Here is an 18,575-nt window from a genome sequence, read left to right on the forward strand (position 1 = left end):
TCCCCACCCGTCCGGGGGAACCAGTCGCGTCCTGTCCCCCCGGCTCCGAGGGGGAGCGGTCAGGGGGTGGCGGAGCCGCCGCTGCCGTGTCGGCCCTCCCGGCGGCCGGCGGCGACGTCGGCGACGGCGACGACCAGGGCGGCGACGACGAAGGCGACGGAGACGATCAGGCCGTGGTCGTAGGCGGTGGCCCAGCCGTCCGGGCCGACCTGGGCGAAGAAGACGGAGCCGACGGCGGCGATGCCGACGGCCGAGCCGACCCGCTGCCCGGTCTGGAGGGTGCCGCCGGCCGAGCCGGCGGTGTGCACGGGCACCTCGGAGAGGGTGAGGGTCTGGTTGGGGGCGATGACCAGGCCGCTGCCGAGTCCGGCGAGGAGCAGCGGCGGCGCCATCGCCCAGCCCGCGCCGGTGCCCGGGACCAGGTGCACGGCGAGCGCGGTGAGGGCCAGCCCGGCGGCGACCATGCCGAGCCCGACCACGACCAGCGGCCTGCCGAACCGGGAGACGAGCCGGCCGCCGGCGCCGGCGGCCAGGCCCGAGCCCAGTGCGAAGGGGGTGATGGCGATGCCCGCCTGGAGCGCGGTGTACTCCAGGCCGACCTGGAGGTAGAGCGTGGTGATGAAGAAGATCGAGGTGAACCCGGCGAAGTACAGCAGGATCAGCAGGCAGCCCAGCCAGTACGAGCGCACCCGGAAGAGCGAGAGGGTGACGACGGGCTGGAAGCCGCGCCGCGAACAGCGCCGTTCCCAGAGGAGGAAGAGGACGAGCAGGACGGCGGCGACAGGGAGCATCAGCCATTTGCCGTTGCCGCTCCACTGCTGGGACTGCACGAACGGCAGGAGCAGGGCGACGATGCCGAGGCCGAGCAGGAGGACGCCGACGGGGTCGAGGTCGCGCAGCCGTACCCGGCCCGCGTGCGGGGTGTCGGGCAGCAGGCGGCGGGCGAGCAGGACGCAGAGGATGCCGAGCGGCAGGTTGACGTAGAAGACCCAGCGCCAGCCCTCCTGGTGGCCCGCGGCCTGGATGAGGAGGCCGCCGAGGAGCGGGCCGACGGCGGTGGAGATGCCGACGACGGTGCCGAACATGCCGAAGGCGCGGCCCCGTTCGCGGCCCTGGAACATCTGCTGGATGAGGGCGGAGATCTGCGGGGAGATCAGGCCGCCGGCCACGCCCTGCACGAGGCGGGCGACCACCAGCCAGGTGCTGTTCTGGGCGGCTCCGCAGGCGGCCGAGGAGAGGGTGAAGAGGATCAGCCCGGCGATGAAGACGGTCCGCCGGCCCCGGGCGTCGCCAAGGCGGCCGGCCGGGATGAGGAAGAGGCCGAAGGCGAGTGCGTAGCCGGAGAGGACCCACTGGAGGTCGGACTCGGGGGTGTCGAGGCCGTCCCGGATGGAGGGCAGCGCGACGTTGACGATGGAGACGTCCAGGAGCGTCATGAAACCCGCGACGAGGCAGACGCCGAGGGCCCGCCAGCGCCGCGGATCGGGCTCGTGCGCCTCGGGCGCGTGCTGCTGCTGACTCACCGGGCTGCCCCCTGTATGTGGGACGGTGCGGCCGGGGGGCCGCCCCCTCGTCGCACCCTAGTGGGGGTACGGCGATTCTTCGCGCCGGGCGGTGCGTGCGGGGGCGGCGAGGGAGGCGGGCCCCGCGGAGTCGGGGGTCCGGGGCGGGCTTCCTGGCCGCGGCGGGGAACCGGGGATCAGGGGCAGGAAGGCACGGGAGGGGTGAACCCACCCGGCCACGGCGGCGCAGCCGGCTGAGCCCGCGCCTCCTGCGCGCAGGAGGCGCGGACGGGGGCTCCCTGGGAGCGGAGCCGGGGATGCTGCTGCATGGCCGCACCGCACCCCGGGGTCCGGGCGCGCCGCAGAGGGCCTCAGCCGCCGGGGCGGGCGAGGCGGGCGGCGCGGCGGAAGACGTCGGTGGCCATCTCCAGGGTGAGGCGGCCGGTGGAGGTGTTGCGGGGGCTCGGGTGGTAGCAGCCGAGGAGGTCGAGCGGGCCTCCGGGGCCCTCGACCCGCGTGTGCGCGCCGTGGCCGAAGGTGGGGCGGGGCCTGGGCAGGACGTACCCGGCGGCGGCGAGGACCGGCATGAGCGCCTGCCAGCCGAAGCCGCCGAGGACGACGGCGGCACGCAGGGTGGGTCCGAGCAGGGCGAGTTCGCGGGCCATCCAGGGGCGGCAGGTGTCGCGTTCGGCGGGGGTGGGGCGGTTGTCGGGCGGGGCGCAGTGCACCGGGGAGACGAGGCGGGTGCCGTACAGGCGCTGGCCGTCGTCGCGGCTGCGGGAGTACGGCAGCGCGGCCAGGCCCGCGGCGTGCAGGGCGGCGAAGAGGAAGTCGCTGGTGGGGTCGCCGGTGAACAGGCGCCCGGTGCGGTTGCCGCCGTGCGCGGCGGGGGCGAGCCCGATGACGGCGAGGCAGGCGTCACCCGGCCCGAAGCCGGGGACGGGCCGGGCCCAGTACGTCTCGTCGCGGTACGCGGCCCGGCGCACCCGGCCCACCTCCTCCCGCCAGGCCACCAGCCGCGGGCAGGCCCGGCAGCCGACCAGCCGGGCGTCCAGGGCGTCCAGGTCCGGGCATCCGGGGGCGCTGAGCGCGGGGTGGTCGCGGTCGTCCGGGCCGGGGGCGGCGGGGTGGGGCATGCGGCCACCGTAGCGGCGGGCGGCGGCGTGGCCCGTCACGGGCGGGGTGTACTCGCGGCGGATGCGCCCAGCGGCGAAGATGGCGGCAGACCACGGCCGGACGAGGAGAAGGAGAACGCGGATGGCCCACGAGCGTGCGGGAGAGGCGGCACGGCCCGACGATCTGGTCGACGTACCCCGGCTGGTGACGGCCTATTACGCGCTGCGGCCCGATCCCGAGGACCCGGCCCAGCAGGTCGCGTTCGGGACCTCGGGCCACCGGGGTTCCTCGCTGGCCACGGCGTTCAACGAGGCGCACATCGCCGCCACCAGCCAGGCCATCTGCGAGTACCGGGCGCTCCAGGGCACCGACGGGCCGCTCTACCTGGGCGCGGACACCCACGCCCTGTCGGAGCCGGCCCGGGTGACGGCCGTGGAGGTCTTCGCCGCCAACGAGGTGCGGGTGCTGCTCGACCTGGACGAGGGGTACACGCCGACCCCGGCGGTGTCGCTGGCGGTCCTGGAGCACAACCGGGGGCGCACCGGGCACCTGGCCGACGGTGTGGTGGTCACGCCGTCGCACAACCCGCCCACCGACGGCGGGTTCAAGTACAACCCGCCGAACGGCGGCCCGGCGGCCGGCGAGGCGACCCGGTGGGTCCAGGACCGGGCCAACGAGATCATCGCGGGCGGGCTGAGGGAGGTCCGGCGTCTGCCGTGGGCGCGGGCGTTGGCCGCGCCCACGACGGGCCGGCACGACTTCCTGAGCCAGTACGCCGACGCGCTCGCCTCGGTGGTGGACCTGGCGGCGGTGCGCAAGGCGGGGGTGCGGATCGGCGCCGACCCGCTGGGCGGCGCCTCGGTGGGCTACTGGGGCCGGATCGCCGAGCAGTACGGCCTGGACCTGACGGTGGTCAATCCGCGCACCGATCCCGCCTGGTCGTTCATGACGCTCGACTGGGACGGCAAGATCCGCATGGACTGCTCCTCGCCCTACGCGATGGCCTCGCTGATCGAGGGGCGCGACCGGTACGACATCGCCACGGGCAACGACGCCGACGCCGACCGGCACGGGATCGTCACGCCCGACGGCGGGCTGATGAACCCCAACCACTACCTGGCGGTGGCGATCGGCTATCTCTTCGAGCACCGCGAGCGCTGGCCCGTCACCACCGGCGTCGGCAAGACGCTGGTCTCCTCGTCGATGATCGACCGGGTCGCCGCCGACCTGGGCCGGGACCTGGTGGAGGTGCCGGTCGGCTTCAAGTGGTTCGTGGACGGGCTGCTCGACGGCTCGCTCGGCTTCGGCGGGGAGGAGTCGGCGGGCGCCTCGTTCCTGCGCCGGGACGGTTCGGTGTGGACCACCGACAAGGACGGCATCATCCTGGCCCTGCTCGCCTCGGAGATCCTGGCGGTGACCGGCAGCAGCCCCTCCGAGCGGTACGCGGAACTGACCACGCGGTTCGGCGCCCCGGCGTACGCCCGGATCGACGCGCCGGCGACCCGCGAGGAGAAGGCGGTCCTCGCGCGGCTCTCACCGGAGCAGGTCACGGCGGACACGCTGGCCGGGCAGCCGGTCACCGGGGTGCTCACCGAGGCGCCGGGCAACGGCGCGCCGATCGGCGGCATCAAGGTGACGACGGCCGACGCCTGGTTCGCCGCCCGGCCGTCCGGCACCGAGGACGTGTACAAGATCTACGCCGAGTCGTTCCTGGGCGAGCGGCACCTCGCCGAGGTGCAGGACGAGGCGAAGGCCGTGGTCCGGGCGGCCCTGGACGCCTGATCCCCGGCCCCCGGGCGCCCCGGCCGCTGTGCGAGGGGCGCCCGGGGCACCCCGGGGTGAACCGCCCCGGGTTCGGTAGAGGCTCGATTCCGTGAAGGGACCGAGTCCCGGCACGTCCCTCCTCCTATCCCGTTGAGCTGTGCAAACGAGCGGTCCGTATGGTCGCCGAGGTCCGCGGAGAGAACAGCGGGGCCTGTCCGGCGGAACTGGGTGAAGCGCGACGAGGTCGATCCCGAGCGGCCGGGGACGACCACGGAGGAGTCCGCGCAGATCAAGGCGACGAAGAAGGAGATCGCCGAGCTGAAGCGGGCAAACGGCACCATGAAGGCGGCGGCGTCCTTCTTCGCGTCCGAGCTCGACCGGCCGCACACGCGCTCGTAGCGTTCGTCGACGAGCACCGGGCCCGCTCCGGCGGGGTCGAGCTGGCCACCACCGGGTGGATCGACGGGTACTGCCACCGACGAATCCGCGGTGTGTCAGGCCACGTCCCACCCGTCGAGTACGAGACCAACTACTCCACGCAACTCACAAAACCCCAGGTCACCACCACAATCTGAGATCTCTACCGGACCCGGGGCGGTTCACTTCAGACCACGATCGGCATCGACCCGCGGTCAGCTCGGTTCGATCAGGACTCCCTCGTAGGCGAGCCACTGGGCGAAGGTGTGCAGCCCCCAGGGCAGGCCCGTGGAGGGCTTCCAGCCGGCTGGTTGTCCGGCCTCGTCGGCCGGAGTGTGCCACCCGGGCTCTTCGCCCGGTGCCGCCTGTATCGGTACGGGCCGTACGGTGTCATGGACGGCCTGAGCCAGTTCGGCCGCTGTGCATGGCTTCTCGGATACGGCCGTGAGGTCATGGTTCGCCGGCCGGGTACGCAGAACCGCCGCGATGGCGTCGGCGAGGTCGTTGACGTGGAGGGGATGGACCTCGGCGTCCGGGGGCCCGTCGACCGTGACGGGGTGGCTGCGCAGCGCGTCCCACACCATGCGGCCGATCGGTGTGTGACGGGAGCAGCCGGGTCCGTACACCTCGCCCACGGTCAGTGAGTAGGGGACGGGGTCGTCGTGCGGGCGGATGATGACCGCGGGTTCGGCTGTCTGGAGGCGTGTCAGGTCGATCACGGCGTCGGATCGCTCCCGGAGGTCGGCCAGTCTGCGGGCGATGTGCTCGCCAAGGGGGTTCGCCGCCGCTCGCCAGACGAGGCCACCCTGTCGTCGTGGGCGTGGACCTGAGCGGTGTGCGGCGGCGGCTTCACGTCCGGCGTCGAGTGCGCGGCGTGCCACCTCTGTCAGGGGTTCGCGGCGTTGCGCGAGGTGTTCCTCCGTACTGGTGTTGCTGATGCCGCCGGTGCCGATCGTGGCCACCGACTCCGCGTAGGCCTCCGACTCCGGGGACGGTGCGGGGAGTCCGGCGCGGGCCGCTTCGAAGCCCATGGCCAGGGCGGTCAGCCAGGTCCCGCGTACATCGGCCCCAGCGGATCCGGCGCCGGGTGGGCGCAGGAGCGATGCGGGCAGTCCGGCGCCGCGGAGGTACTGCTCGGTGCCCAGGTGCAGCCGGCGTTCCGGGCCGGGACCCGGGACGCGGACCGCGCACTGCGCAACGCCGTACTTGAACAACGGCAGCGCGGCCGGAGCCGAGACGGTCCGGCCCTCCGTGTCCGGCCGGTCCCCCGGCAGGAAGCAGACCGAACGGCGTGGGCCGCGGAAGGCGTTTCCGGAGATGGAGCCGTGGTCCTGGTGCTCGGCGAGGTTGGGGACGGCGACGTAGCGCGGGACGCCGGCGGCGTGTAGGTAGCGGTACATCAGGATGTCGTCGGGCCAGCCGCCGAGCCGGGGCCGGCCGTATGCGACGAATCCCTCCGCGACCGTGCGTGGCAGCACGATGGCCACGCACGGGAAGTACTCGTTGACGGCGCCGACCCAGCGGGCTCCCGCCATCGCCCCCCAGCGCACGGCCGCCCCATTGCGGGAGTCCCACAGGGCGAACAGGGCCAGAGCCGCGTCGGGCTGCTCCTCGATCGCGGACCGGACCCGGTCGAAGAAGAACTCGGACAACGTCATGTCGTCCTGAACCACCAGTTGATGTGTGGCTCCGTCCTCGATCGCCGACCACGCGGCGAGCGCGGTGCGCAGCACCGAGGGCGTGCCGGTGGGGTCGGGGTCCATGACGACCCGAAGCAGGCCGGGCGGCGCGCTGAGCACCAGCTTCTCGGCCGCCGCTCGGCGTCTGGGGTGCGTCATGACCACCGCGCTGAGTCGTTGCCGTGCCATATGTCCTCCGCCTTCCGGATCGGTCCAGGCCGTACCGGGTACGGGGGCGAGGCCCGTGTCCGTCAGCCAGTCCCGGACAGTACGGAGGGCGCGGGCACGCCGCAAGAGTGCCGAAATGGCCCTCTGGCAGGTGGGCGATCAGCGCTGAATGCTGAGGCCCCGGCGCGCCGGGGTCCGTGGACCGCGTGCCTTCCTGCCTGCCACCGGAAAGGGGCTCACATGCCCGCCTTACCCAGCATGTCCGCCGCAGCCGCCACCGCCGACGTCGCCGAGGAGACCGTCCGCTCCCGGCTCGACAAGCTCCGCGACGCCCGCGTCGTCGTGACGGGTGGCGGCGGCCTCGTCGGCAGCAGGCTGGTCGCCGTGCTGCAGAGATCCGGGGCCACCGTCACCGTCCTGGACCGCATGGACGCCTACCCCGAGCCCGGCCACGAGCTCTTCGGCGCGACCCGGGGCAACGCCCGCGTGGTCGTCGGCGACGTCCGCGACGCCGACACCGTCGGCGCCCTGCTGCGGGGGGCCGACTTCGTGGTCCACGCCGCCGCTTACGCGGATGTCGCGGCCTGCACCCGAAGGCCCGACATCGCCTTCCGCGCCAATGTCGAGGGCACCCAGGTCGTCCTGGAGCAGGCCGCCCGGCACCCCGTCCGCCGGCTCGTGCTGGTCTCCTCCGCCTCCGTATACGGCGACGGCACACCGGCCGACGAGGGGCCGCGGGTCTTCCATGAGGACCAGCCGCTCTTCCCGGTGTCCGTGTACGCCAACTCCAAGCTCTGGGCCGAGCACCAGACCAGGCTGATGCTGAACGCCTCCAGCGGCACCGAGTACGCGGTGGTGCGCTACTTCTCCGTATACGGGGAGCCTCAGATCCCCAAGCAGGGCAGCCACTCCTGGATGGTGCCCTGGCTCTCCCTCCAGGCGCGCCTGGGCCGGCCGATGCGGCTCAACGGCGGCGGTGTCCAGGTCCGTGACCTCGTCCACGTCGACGACATCGCCGAGGCCACCGCACTTGCCCTGACCGAGGAGCAGATGGCCGCGCAGACCGTCAACATCGGTACGGGCACCCCCACATCGGTTCGCGAGGTCGCCGACCTGATCGCTCCGTACTTCCCCGGGGCGCGGCGGATCATCACCCCACGACCGGAGGGGGACCCGCTCGGCGGCTACGCCTCGACCGAACGCGCCCGGGAACTGCTGCGCTGGCAGTCGGGCATCGGTGTCCGAGAGGGTGTGGACCGGTACGTGCGATGGCTGCTCGCCACACCGGAGGCCACCCCGCGCTGGCTGGCGGGAGCGACGGGCGTGGTGTGAGGGGCTGTCACGTACCGGACAGGCCCGCTGCACGCGGGTACGGCGACGGAGGAGACACGCACGGCATGAGTTACACCGGTTCGTATATCTGGTCGCTGCGCCAGAAGGTCGGCTCCCGGACGCTGCTGGTGCCCGGAGCGCAGGTGCTGCTGATCGACTCCGAGGGCCGCGGGCTGTTCCAGCAGCGCGTGGACACCGGGGTGTGGGAGCTTCCGGCCGGTTCCTGTGAGGAGGGCGGTGACTTCGCGGACGCCGCCGTGCGGGAGGTCGCCGAGGAGACCGGTCTGCGGGTGGAGCGGGAGGACCTGGTGGCGTTCGGGTCGCTGTCCGATCCGCGAGTGCACACCCTGACCTACCCGAACGGGGACATCACGCACTGTTTCGCGCTCTGCTTCGTCACCCACCGCTGGTCGGGGGAGCTGTCCCCGGGCGTCGACGAGGTGCGCCAGGCCGTGTTCAGGCCGCTCGACGCCCCGCTCCAGCCGCTGCATCCGCCGACGGCGGTGGTGCTGTCCATGTACGAGAGGTTCCGCGCGGAGGGAAGGTTTCAGGCCCGGTGATCCCCACACATCCGATACACGCGGTGGTGCCCTGCCGGGCCTGCCTGTCCGGAGAGGACCTGGACTGGCTGGGCGGCGGTCACTCGGTCAGCGTCGCACTCTCGTTGACGACGACCGCGGAGGCCGGGCCTTCGCACACGCAGGCGGCGGACGAATGGTCGCGGGAGGTGTGGGCGTTCCTGCGCGAGCGGCTGACCGGCCTCGCCCCGCGCCCGCCCGCCGTCACCGTGCGCAGTGAGGCGCCCGCGGCAAGCGGCCTGTCGTCGTCCACAGCACGGATCGTGGCGCTGTTCCGGGTGTTCACGGACCCGTCGTTCACGGGCCGGCACATCGGCGACGACATGATCGCCCAGTGGGCGTACGAGTTCGAGTTCGCCGTCTTCCACGGCGGCGGCATGGACCACCTCGCGGTCGTCGAGGGAGGTGCGCTGCTCCTCGAAGGCCGCGAACACGGGCTCCCGGCCGTGCGGGAGCAACTGGAGTTCCCGGACGAGTGGCGGGTCATCGTCGTGGACTCCGGCACCCGCAAGAACACCAGGCACCACATCCGTGACGTGCGGGCACAGCTCGCAGCCCGCGACCCCGAACTCGTCGCCTACCGGGCAGTGGCCGACGAGGCGTCGGTGCAGGTGTGGGAGGCGCTGCGCGACCGGGACCTGCCCGGACTCGGGGCAGCGATGGTCCGGGCCCACGAGGCCATGCGGGACCACCAGCGGATGTCGACACCGCTCCTGGAGGAACTGCGGTCTCTCGCACTGCGCGCCGCCGACCTGCCGCTGAAGCTCAGCGGGGCCGGCGGAGGCGGTGCACTGGTGGGCGTCTGCCCGGCCGACACGGTGGAGGAGACGGCGGCGCGTCTGACGCGGGCGCTGAGCGTCCGCCACCCGCAGGCCAGGGTTATACCGACGCCTGCCGCCCCGGGGGCCCGCCGGGTGCCGGTCGCCGGCGGATGGCAGCCGGGCGCAACCGGTGGGGCTCACTGCTGATCCGCTGCCGTCGGTGTCGGCAAGCCAGAATCGCACGGGGCCGCAGGCAGCAGTCGCCTCGCCGTAGACCGCTGGGCGGTCTACGGCGCCGGGCGCTCACACCGCGGCGCCGGACGCCGGCGTTGCCGGCACTCGGTCGTGGCCTGCCGGGGCGTCAGATGAAGGGGTCGTAGTCCTGCGCGAGCGGCAACTCACCGGTCTCACGGCGATCTATGCGCTCCAGCTCCAGGTTGGAGCGGTGCCGCGCGCAGTGGAAGCGGCAGTCCCTGCTCGGGTCGACGACGCCCCGGTCCGAGTCCTGCCAGATGTCTGCGAGGTGGTCGGTGACGGCGTCGCCGATCTTGGCCAGCGGGTTGCCCCGGTGGTAGGAGCACACGTACACCCCGGAGGGGGTGATGAGGGTGCGGAGTTCGGCTGTCCGGCAGCGGTGGTAGTCCTTGGGCTGGACGGCGCCGACACGGGTACGCAGGGAAGTGAGGGTGGAGGAGTTGACGAGCTGGAACCGGTCGCTCTCCAGGCGGGCGGCCTCGGCGAGCTGGCGGTCGACGGATTCCAGCATCTCTTCGGGGACCTGCACGATGTGGTGCTCGTCGTCGAACATGGCCTTGGTCTCGAAGTAGTCGCAGCCGATGTCGTGGGCGAGTTCGGCTGCGCGCAGCACCTCGTGGTGGTTGGTGACTACGCGGCCGTCGGATTCCCTGCGTGACATCACGAGGAAGGAGTAGCCGAGGGCCCCCTTCTTCTCGGAGGCGAGCAGCCGCATGTTCCCGATCACCTTGTCGAAGACGCTGCGGCCCTTGCGGTCGGGGCGGAACAGGCCGTAGGTCTCGGCGGTGCCGGCGTCGAGGGAGACGCGGACCCAGGTGGCGTACTGGGCGAGCTCGGCGAGGTTCTGCCTGATCATGGTGCCGTTGGTGACGACTCCGACGGCCAGGCCGGCCTCGCCGAGGATGCGTAAGACCCGGCGGGTGCCCTTGTGCGCGAGGGGCTCCCCGCCGCCGATGAGGACCACGGCCCGCACGGACAGGGCGACGAGTTCCTCGGCGAGCGTGGCGAGCCGTTCCGGGGTGAACCGGCCCTGGTTGAGGAGCTTTCCGCTGATGCACTCGGGGCAGGCGAGGTCGCAGAACGTGGTCGGGTCGAGGTCCACGACGAGCGGGGCGCTGGAGGGCGTACCGGAAGCGGCCTGTAGGACCCGGGGCCAGCCGGAGGGCTGGTACAGCTTGGCGACGAGGTCGAGGCGGTCGTGCGTCACGGTGTTCTCCTCCACGGGGTGGGAAAGGGTGTCGCGGGCGGGCGGTCCTGGGGCGGGTCAAGGGCTCAGCCCTTGACCGCTCCGCTGGCTAGTCCCGCGGCGATCTTGCGCTGGAGCATCAGGAAGAAGACCACGACGGGCAGGGCGGTGAGCGTGGCTCCGGCCATCAGTCCGCCGTAATCGGTGCCGAAACTGGTCTGGAAGGAGACCAGCCAGATACTGAGGGTCTGCTTCTCCGGAGTGGACAGCAGGACGTAGACAAGGACGTACTCGTTCCACGCCTGCACCATCGCGAAGACCGAGGTGGCGACCAGGCCGGGGGCGAGCAGCGGCAACACGACGCGGACGAACGCGCCGAGCCGGCCGCAGCCGTCGACCATCGCCGCCTCCTCCAGCTCCACCGGGATGGCGGCGACGAAGCCGCGCAGCATCCACACCGTGAACGGCAAGGTGAAGACGAGGTAGGTGAGGATGACGCCGGCGAGACTGTCCGTGAGACCCGCTTCGTTCAGCAACAGGTAGATCGGGATGATGAGGGCCGCCAGGGGGATCATCTGGACGGTGAGGATCACTACGACGAACGCCTTGCGGCCGGCGAAGCGGAAACGGGCGAGGGCGAACGCGGCGAGGGCGCCGACCAGCAGGGAGGCGAGGACGGTGCCGATTCCGATGACGACGCTGGAGCGGACGTTGGCCCAGAAGTTCTCCGTGCGCATCGCTCGCGCGAAGTTGTCGAGTGTGGCGTGGCTGGGCCAGAACTCCGGTGGCAGGCTGAGGATCTCGCTCGCGGGCCGGAACGCCGTGAGGACCATCCAGTAGACGGGGAAGCCGACGACGGCGGCCACAAGGACGCCGAGAACGTCGTAGCGGCGCCGGGACGGCTGTCCCGGCCGGGTGTTGCGCCGCGGTCCTGGTCTCATTCGGTCTCTCCCAGCCGCAGCATCTGCCTCAGGTAGACCACGGCCCCGGCGAGCAGCAGGACGACCGTGACCACGGCGATGGCGGCCCCGGTGCTGTAGCGGTTGACGGCGAACGACTCGATGAAGGAGTACACGCCGAGCAGGTAGTACTCGCGTTCGGGCTGGGCCCCGCGCATCAGCCACACCTGGTTGAAAACCCCGAAGTCCCAGATGGCCATCAGTGTCGTGACCACTACGAACACCGGTTTGACGGCGGGGAAGGTGACATACCGGAAGACCTGCCACGGCCGGGCGCCGTCGATGAGGGCGGCCTCCTCCAGTTCCGGCGGGATCTGGGCGAGCGCTGCCCGCAGGGTGATGGCGGCGAACGGCAGCGCTCCCCAGACGACGACCGCGGTGATCACGGCGAAGCCCTGCCAGGGGTCGGTGAACCAGTTGTGCCGGTCGAGATCGACCCCGGGCAGCTGTGACAGCAGCCAGTTGATCACGCCGTAGTCCGCGTCGAAGAGCCAGCGGAAGACGGCCGCCGCCACCATCACCGGCATCGCCCACACGGCGACGAGCACGGTGGTCAACAACGCCCGCACCCATGTCGACGTCCGCCGCATCAGCAGGGCGGCGAGCAGGCCGAGCACCATGGTCAGGGTCACGCACACCACGGCGAACAGCACGGTGCGGGCCGCCACCGTCCAGAAGAACCCGTCGCCGAGGATCGTTCGGAACTGCCGCAGCCCGGCAAAGGGCGGCGCCGCGCCACTGAACAGCTCTCTGCGGGTCATGTCCTGGAACGCCAGGGTCACCATGTCGGCCAGCGGGTAGCCGAGGACCACGAGAAGCGCAAGCACGGTCGGCGCGATCAGGAGATACGGCAGCAGAGGGCGCGGGCGGCGCCGGATTGGGTCAGCGCTCATTGATCACGGCGTCGATCCTGCGGTCCGCCTCCCGCGCGGCGTCCTGGACGGATGCCTTGCCGGTGGCGATGCGCTCCAGCATCGCGGGCAGGATGTTGGACTTCTCCACCGAGGTCCAGCCGGGCGCGAGGGGGGTGACCCAGCCACGGGTGGCGGCCTGGGCCGCCGGACCGTTGACGCCGCCGGCGGCGACGTCGGCGAGCTGGACGGTGTTGTTGGGCAGAGTGTTGGCGGCGATCAGCTGCCGCTGGGACTTCCGGTCGGTGAAGATACGGATCCAGTCCGCGGCGAGGTCCTTGTTCGCCGACTTGGCGGGCACGGCCAGGGTGGAGCCTCCGAGGAACGGCGGCAGCAGCTCCCCGGACGGGCCGGGGAAGGCCAAGGTGGCGAACTTCCCCTTCAGCCCGGGGTCTCCGCCGGAGCGGGAGTCGGTGGCCGCCTGCGCCTCCCAGGTGTTTCCGTAGAACACGCCGACTCTGCCCTGGCCGACGACAGCCGGCTGGTCGCTGTTGTCCTTGGCCCGGTCACCCACGTAGTAGTCGTCCAGAAGCTTCTTCCAGGTGGTGAGTCCGGCGACCGACTTCGGCGACGAGAGGGCGCCGTGCCAGCGGCCGTCCTCCTCGACCGCCATCTCACCGCCGGCGTCCTTGACGAAGGCCATGGCGGCATACCAGTAGCGGCCGGGCAGGTAGAACGCCGAGAACCGGGGGTTCTTGGAACCGAACTCCTCCTTCAGCCGGTCCAGAGCGGAGATCAGTTCGGGATAGGTGCGCGGAGCCTGGGTGATTCCCGCCTGCCCGAAGTAGTCGGTGCGGTAGATGCCGATCCGCGCGCCCGCGTAGTACGGCACGCAGTAGGTCCGGCCGTCGTGGCGGCAGGCGTCCGCGAGCGCCGGCAGCCACTGCCCGGAATGGTCGAAACCCTTTGGGTCCAGCGGCGCGAAGGCGTCGTTGACGATGTAGTTGGTGGTCTCGCTGTTGCCCATCTCCACCACGTCGGGAGCGTTCTGTCCGGCGAGGACCGCGTCGAGTTTCTGGTTCTTCGTCGTCCACTGCTGGTACTGGACATCCACCTTCACCCCCGGGTGCTCCTTCGCGAACCGGCTGTTGGCGGAGGCGACCAGCTTCGGCCAGCTCTCCCTGGCATCCACCGCAAGCCACACCGTCAGCTTGTCCCCGCCCTCTCCCTCGGCGGAGCCGTCGGTGTCCGAGGAACCACACCCCACCACCGTCCACAGGAGGGTTCCCAGAACCAGGCACCGGCCGAGCATGCGCAGTGCCATCGGAATCCTCCGTGCGGGTACGTCGGGGCTCATGCGGTCGGCGACCGCATCTGTGCCTACCCAGCTGATCGCGTCTCCGCCCGACACGAAGGGATTTCGGCCGGAAGACTGCGGTCACCACCCCGCCACGCATACCCGCCGCGCCGCTGCGCTGCGAGAACGCCGCCCGCCCCAAGGACGAGTGGGCCGGACTCCGGCCACCCTGACGCGAACGCGACGATCAGCGACGGAGTGACTCTTGACGGTGACGATCCGGTGGCGCAGGTTTGCCCCAGCGGCGCCCCCGCGACTTTCGACCGAAGGGCTTGTACGTGACCGAGCACAGGACGACCGGACCCGACATCCCCGCCCGCCCGGTGCGGGTCAACTCCTGGAACGGTTGGGACCCGCTGCGGCATGTGATCGTCGGTCGCGCGGAGGGCACGGTGGTGCAGGCCCCCGAGCATGCGGTGCGCCGGGACTACCCTGACGACGGCTTCCCGCTGGGAACGCACGGCCCGATGCCGGCCGACATGGTGGCGGAGGCCGAGCAGCAGCTCGACGACTTCGCTGCCATGCTGCGTCGGCGCGGCATCCGCGTGGACCGCCCCACACCCGTCGACTTCACCCAGCAAGTGGGCACGCCGGAGTGGACACACGACTCGATGTTCGGCTGCATGCCTCCCCGCGACCTGCTCCTCACGGTAGGCAGCGAGGTCCTGGAAGCGACCATGTCGTACCGCAGCCGCTGGTTCGAGTACCTGAGCTACCGGCCGGTTCTCCAGGAACTCTTCGACGCCGACGACCGGATGCGCTGGGAAGCCGCGCCCAAACCGCGCCTCACGGACGCCTCGTACAAGACCGGGTTCTGGGACACCTACAACGACCTGCCGACCGACGTACAACTGGCCCGCGTCCGCGACTACGACCTGGTCCTCACCGAAGCCGAGCCGCTGTTCGACGCCGCCGACGTGGCCCGGTTCGGCAAGGACCTGTTCGTGCAGCTGTCGTTCGTCACCAACAGGAGCGGCTACGACTGGCTGCGGCGGCACTTCCCCGACCACAGGGTGCACGCGGTGACCTCGACCAACACCCACCCGCTGCACATCGACGCGACCTGGGTGCCGCTGCGGCCCGGACTCGTGCTGCACTGCGGCGAGCGGCTCGCCGACGCCGAGCTGATGAAGTTCTTCAGGCTCAACGACTGGGAGATCGTCGAAGCCGTGCAGCCGGCCAGCTGGGACCACCCGCCCAAGCTGTCCTTCAGCAGTCCGTGGCTCGCCGGGAACATGCTGAACCTCGACGAGAACACCCTGTGCATCGAGGAGAAGGAGGTCCGGCTCGCGGACCAACTGTCGTCGTACGGCTTCGAGATCGTGCCCGTGCCGTTCCGGGCGGTCGGGCCGTTCGGCGGCGGGCTGCACTGCGCGACCGTCGACATCGAGCGGGACGGCGCACTGCAGGACTACTTCCCGCGCAGGCACGGCCGTTTCTAGGACCGGACCGGTACTGGTGGACGGGATCGGCGCGGTCGTCTTCGACTTCTACGGCACCCTGGTACGGATGGTGGAGCCGCTCCCTCCCGATCACCACGGCATCTTCGCCCGCCGGGGGCTGGCGGACCAGGGCGAGCTCTGGGGCGACCAGTGGTCGGTGGGCCCCGGCGAGGGTGAGGAACACACCGCGCACTCGGCCGACGAGGCCGCGTACACGGCGTGGGAACGCGGCCGGCTGCGGCGCCGGGCACAGTCCTGCGGCGTTCCGGAAGAGGCGCTCGACGAGCTGGTGGACGAGCTGGACCGGGCGATGAAGGCCGTCCGGCTGGAACTCTTCCCGGACGTGCCCGGAGTCCTGGCGGCCCTGCGGAACCGGGGACTCCTCGTCGGGGTGTGCTCCAACTGGTTCTGGAACCTGGAGGAGCACGTCGAGGAGACCGGACTCGGCGGTTCCGTCGACGTGATGGTGGGCTCCGCCCGAGCGGGAGCACGCAAGCCGCACCCGCTGATCTACCGCGAACTGCTGGACCGGTGCGCGCTGCCGCCCGGGCGGGTCCTCTTCGTCGGGGACATGTGGGTGCCCGACGTACTCGGCCCGCTGGCGGCGGGGATGCGGGCCGTACACGTGCACCGTCCCGACCGGGCGGTGGAGGGCGCCGCGCCGCCCCTGCCCGCCGGGGCGGCGCGGATCACCGATCTGAGGGACCTGCTCACCGGGGTGACGGGGCCCTGTGACGCAGGCGGTCCAGGAGGTTGCGGGTGACCCGGACGACGGCCGGGTCCTGCTCGTGCCCGCAGACCACCGGCCAGTCCGTGGTGCCGGCCGTGAAGACCGTGCCGCCGGCGGTGTAGAGGCCCATGGTGGCGGCACGGGGACTGCTGAGGGTCGTCTCGCGCACGGGCCCGTTCCAGTGGCCCCACTTGAAGTGGTGGAAATCCTCATGCACCGGTTCGAGGACGTAGATCCCGAGAATGAGGAACGAGTCGGGGGTTCCGTCCTCTCCGGTGGCGCAGGCGATTCCGTCGGCGTTGTACGCGAAAGCGGCGCCGTCGCATTCGTATCCGATGAGGGGTGTTCCGGCGCCCAGGCGGTCCGGCACACCTCCTCCTGATCCGTCGCGCAGCCCCGTCCCCTCGTATATCCAGTGGTCGGCATGCTGCACGGTGTATCCGATGCGGGGCCGGTCTCCAGGCCATTCGGTGGCGGGCCACATTCCCCCGTTACGGAAACTCACCCCGGTGAGCGAGTTCTCCGGCCTGCCCACGCCGTCGGGCGCGGGCACCCACCACTGGTCCGTCGCGGGAAGGTGTGGGTATTCCTCGCCGACGTGGTGATCGGTGTCGGAAACGAAAGCGGTATTGCTGTCCGTCGGATGCACCCGCCACCAGCAGGCATTGGCACTGAGAAAGGCGATGTTCCCACCACCGCGGACGAATTCCTCCGCGTGGGCACGCATCGCCTCGCTCCAGTACTCGTCGTGTCCGACGCTCAGCAGCAGGTCGTAGGAGGCCAGCAGTCCGGGGTCCTCGTGCAGGTCGAGATCGGTGCAGTACTCGACCGGGTAGCCGTGGCGTTCGAGCCAGGCGACGAAGGGCGCGTCCCAGTACGCGAGATCGATGACACCACCCGGCCGGTGGAAGGCAACCTTGTGACCACGAGGTTCGCCGGCCCCGCCGCCCCGGTGGACGGGGTGGTCGTACAAGCTCGCCCCCCGCTCTGTCCCAGGCCGGTCGGACCGGTTGTAGGCGTGCCGGGTGAAGGTGGACTTCTTGTAGAGGATGCGGGAGCGGCTGCCGTGCACGCGCGGGCGGACGACGAAGAACTCCCGCGCGTACCCCTCAAGGTGTGCCGCATCCAGCAGCGGCGGGTTGACGGCCAGGCCCCGACCGCATTCGATGAATTCCACGACATGGATTCCCGGCCGCCAATCCTCCGGCACGGTGAAATCGAAAGGCGGCCAGTTCCAGTCGTCGGAGGGTGACGCCAGGCAGGATAACCCGTCGGGGTGGGCGGGTGCGGCGTGCAGAGCGCCGGAGTACTCGCCGGATTCACCGACGGGGACGAGTTCCCGGCCGAGCCGGTAGAATCGGAGCCGGAAACGGGGCGAGTCGGTGGAGACGTGTAACGATATTTCGTCGCCGACGGTGACACTTTCACGCTCAAGATAACCTTCGATCATGTGATTCATGCTAGCCAGCCGACGGTCCGGCGACAACGGTGCGGCCAACCGGCCATTCCAACCGAGTTTTCGGACACGCTGGATTCTCCCTGAATCCCCTTCGAACCTTCTGGGTACTGCGGAATGCATCAGGAGACGGAACCGTCCTCAGATCGGTAAGGGGCTCGTATGAGTGGTGAATTCCGGGTACGGGAGCTGTTGCTGGGCATCGAGGGGCTCGCGCTGCTGCGTCACGCGGTGGACGGCGACGACGCCTTCCTCCAGGAACGGGTGGCGGAGATCCGCCGTTTCGCTCTCGCGGAGCCCGGTGCGGAGAATCTGCTGCCGGACGGTGGCGCCACCGTCAGCGAACTCGACGCGGCGACAGGGTACGCAGCCTGGTCGACGGTGTACGACTCGCTGCCCAGCTCCTACATCGAGGTGGAGGAGCCGGTCGTCGCTTCGGTCCTGGACGGCCTCGCACCGGGCGTGGCCCTGGACGCCGCCTGCGGCACCGGGCGGCAGACCCGGGCACTCACCAAGTGGGGCCACCGCGTCATCGGTGTGGACCAGTCACCGGAGATGCTGGACAAGGCCCGCGTGAACGCGCCGGAGGCCGAGTTCCGGCTCGGGAACCTGGAGAAGCTGCCCTTCGACGACGACTCCGTCGACCTGGCTGTCTGCTCTCTCGCCATGACCCATCTGCCGGAACTCGCCCCGGGCGCGGAGGAACTCGCCCGGGTGGTACGGCCGGGCGGGAGGATCGTCGTCACCGATATGCATCCGTTCGTGATCGCCCTCCAGGGGCAGTGCCTCTTCGTACGCGGCTCCGACGAGCTGGCGTTCGTCCGCAACCACGTCCACCTGCCGGGCCGCTACCTGGAGGCGTTCGGGCGGGCCGGTCTGCGCGTGCGAGCCTGCCACGAGCCGGTGTTCAACGGACGGCTCGCACCCGGCGGATACGAGGAGTACATCGCGGACGCGGCCCGCGCCGCCTGGGACGGACTGCCCATCGTCATCGTCTGGGACCTCGAAGTCCCCGCATAGGA

Annotated in this window: 16 protein-coding genes; 8 read left to right on the forward strand and 8 right to left on the reverse strand. The window is 71.2% G+C overall.

Annotation, left to right across the window (positions count from 1 at the left end):
- Positions 1-59 precede the first annotated feature (59 nt).
- Both ACSLIC_RS01405 and ACSLIC_RS01410 read right to left on the reverse strand, forming a co-directional pair.
- Positions 60-1,523, reverse strand: a complete 1,464-nt coding sequence (locus ACSLIC_RS01405; protein WP_436735842.1) for an MFS transporter — start codon at positions 1,521-1,523, stop codon at positions 60-62.
- Between the two features lie 350 nt (positions 1,524-1,873).
- On the reverse strand, positions 1,874-2,638 hold the full coding sequence (locus ACSLIC_RS01410) for a uracil-DNA glycosylase (protein WP_436735843.1): 765 nt from the start codon (positions 2,636-2,638) through the stop codon (positions 1,874-1,876).
- Between the two features lie 121 nt (positions 2,639-2,759).
- Here ACSLIC_RS01410 and pgm point away from each other — a divergent pair, with 121 nt between their 5' ends.
- On the forward strand, positions 2,760-4,400 hold the full coding sequence (gene pgm, locus ACSLIC_RS01415) for a phosphoglucomutase (alpha-D-glucose-1,6-bisphosphate-dependent) (protein WP_436735844.1): 1,641 nt from the start codon (positions 2,760-2,762) through the stop codon (positions 4,398-4,400).
- A gap of 210 nt (positions 4,401-4,610) precedes the next feature.
- Complete coding sequence (locus tag ACSLIC_RS01420) at positions 4,611-4,781, forward strand: hypothetical protein (protein ID WP_436735845.1); 171 nt, start codon at positions 4,611-4,613, stop codon at positions 4,779-4,781.
- Positions 4,782-5,014: 233 nt separating this feature from the next.
- Here ACSLIC_RS01420 and ACSLIC_RS01425 read toward each other — a convergent pair whose 3' ends face one another.
- The gene (locus tag ACSLIC_RS01425) at positions 5,015-6,667 is read right to left on the reverse strand and encodes a hypothetical protein (RefSeq protein WP_436735846.1); all 1,653 of its coding nucleotides are present in this window, start codon (positions 6,665-6,667) and stop codon (positions 5,015-5,017) included.
- Between the two features lie 219 nt (positions 6,668-6,886).
- Here ACSLIC_RS01425 and ACSLIC_RS01430 point away from each other — a divergent pair, with 219 nt between their 5' ends.
- From ACSLIC_RS01430 to ACSLIC_RS01440, 3 genes are all read left to right on the forward strand, one after another.
- A complete protein-coding gene (locus ACSLIC_RS01430; RefSeq protein WP_436735847.1) occupies positions 6,887-7,978 on the forward strand; it encodes an NAD-dependent epimerase/dehydratase family protein in 1,092 nt (363 codons plus the stop codon).
- A 65-nt stretch (positions 7,979-8,043) separates the two neighbouring features.
- A complete protein-coding gene (locus tag ACSLIC_RS01435; protein ID WP_436735848.1) occupies positions 8,044-8,538 on the forward strand; it encodes an NUDIX domain-containing protein in 495 nt (164 codons plus the stop codon).
- On the forward strand, positions 8,535-9,524 hold the full coding sequence (locus tag ACSLIC_RS01440) for a mevalonate kinase family protein (RefSeq protein ID WP_436735849.1): 990 nt from the start codon (positions 8,535-8,537) through the stop codon (positions 9,522-9,524). The genes ACSLIC_RS01435 and ACSLIC_RS01440 overlap by 4 nt, the downstream gene beginning before the upstream one ends.
- Positions 9,525-9,678: 154 nt before the next feature.
- On the opposite strand, the gene ACSLIC_RS01445 is transcribed toward ACSLIC_RS01440, so the two are convergent.
- From ACSLIC_RS01445 to ACSLIC_RS01460, 4 genes are all read right to left on the reverse strand, one after another.
- The gene (locus ACSLIC_RS01445) at positions 9,679-10,779 is read right to left on the reverse strand and encodes a radical SAM protein (protein ID WP_436735850.1); all 1,101 of its coding nucleotides are present in this window, start codon (positions 10,777-10,779) and stop codon (positions 9,679-9,681) included.
- Between the two features lie 65 nt (positions 10,780-10,844).
- The gene (locus tag ACSLIC_RS01450; RefSeq protein WP_436735851.1) at positions 10,845-11,699 is read right to left on the reverse strand and encodes a carbohydrate ABC transporter permease; all 855 of its coding nucleotides are present in this window, start codon (positions 11,697-11,699) and stop codon (positions 10,845-10,847) included.
- Positions 11,696-12,610, reverse strand: a complete 915-nt coding sequence (locus tag ACSLIC_RS01455; protein WP_436735852.1) for a carbohydrate ABC transporter permease — start codon at positions 12,608-12,610, stop codon at positions 11,696-11,698. Before ACSLIC_RS01455 ends, ACSLIC_RS01450 begins: the two co-directional genes overlap by 4 nt.
- Positions 12,600-13,892 (reverse strand): extracellular solute-binding protein, encoded by a 1,293-nt coding sequence (locus ACSLIC_RS01460; protein ID WP_436735853.1) that lies wholly within the window; start codon positions 13,890-13,892, stop codon positions 12,600-12,602. The genes ACSLIC_RS01455 and ACSLIC_RS01460 overlap by 11 nt, the downstream gene beginning before the upstream one ends.
- Before the next feature lie 311 nt (positions 13,893-14,203).
- Here ACSLIC_RS01460 and ACSLIC_RS01465 point away from each other — a divergent pair, with 311 nt between their 5' ends.
- Together ACSLIC_RS01465 and ACSLIC_RS01470 are read left to right on the forward strand one after the other, a co-directional pair.
- Entirely contained in the window at positions 14,204-15,367 is a 1,164-nt protein-coding gene (locus ACSLIC_RS01465; protein WP_436735854.1) for a serine/threonine protein kinase, read from the forward strand.
- A gap of 16 nt (positions 15,368-15,383) precedes the next feature.
- Positions 15,384-16,130 (forward strand): HAD family hydrolase, encoded by a 747-nt coding sequence (locus tag ACSLIC_RS01470; protein WP_436735855.1) that lies wholly within the window; start codon positions 15,384-15,386, stop codon positions 16,128-16,130.
- Here the strand turns inward: ACSLIC_RS01470 and ACSLIC_RS01475 are convergent.
- Entirely contained in the window at positions 16,078-17,595 is a 1,518-nt protein-coding gene (locus tag ACSLIC_RS01475; RefSeq protein WP_436735856.1) for a N,N-dimethylformamidase beta subunit family domain-containing protein, read from the reverse strand. The two genes, ACSLIC_RS01470 and ACSLIC_RS01475, sit on opposite strands and share 53 nt — an antisense overlap.
- A 120-nt stretch (positions 17,596-17,715) precedes the next feature.
- Between ACSLIC_RS01475 and ACSLIC_RS01480 the strand changes: the two genes are divergently transcribed.
- A complete protein-coding gene (locus ACSLIC_RS01480) occupies positions 17,716-18,573 on the forward strand; it encodes a class I SAM-dependent methyltransferase (RefSeq protein ID WP_436735857.1) in 858 nt (285 codons plus the stop codon).
- Positions 18,574-18,575 lie beyond the last annotated feature (2 nt).

The organism is Streptomyces sp. BBFR102 (assembly GCF_051397025.1).
Lineage (GTDB): Bacteria > Actinomycetota > Actinomycetes > Streptomycetales > Streptomycetaceae > Streptomyces.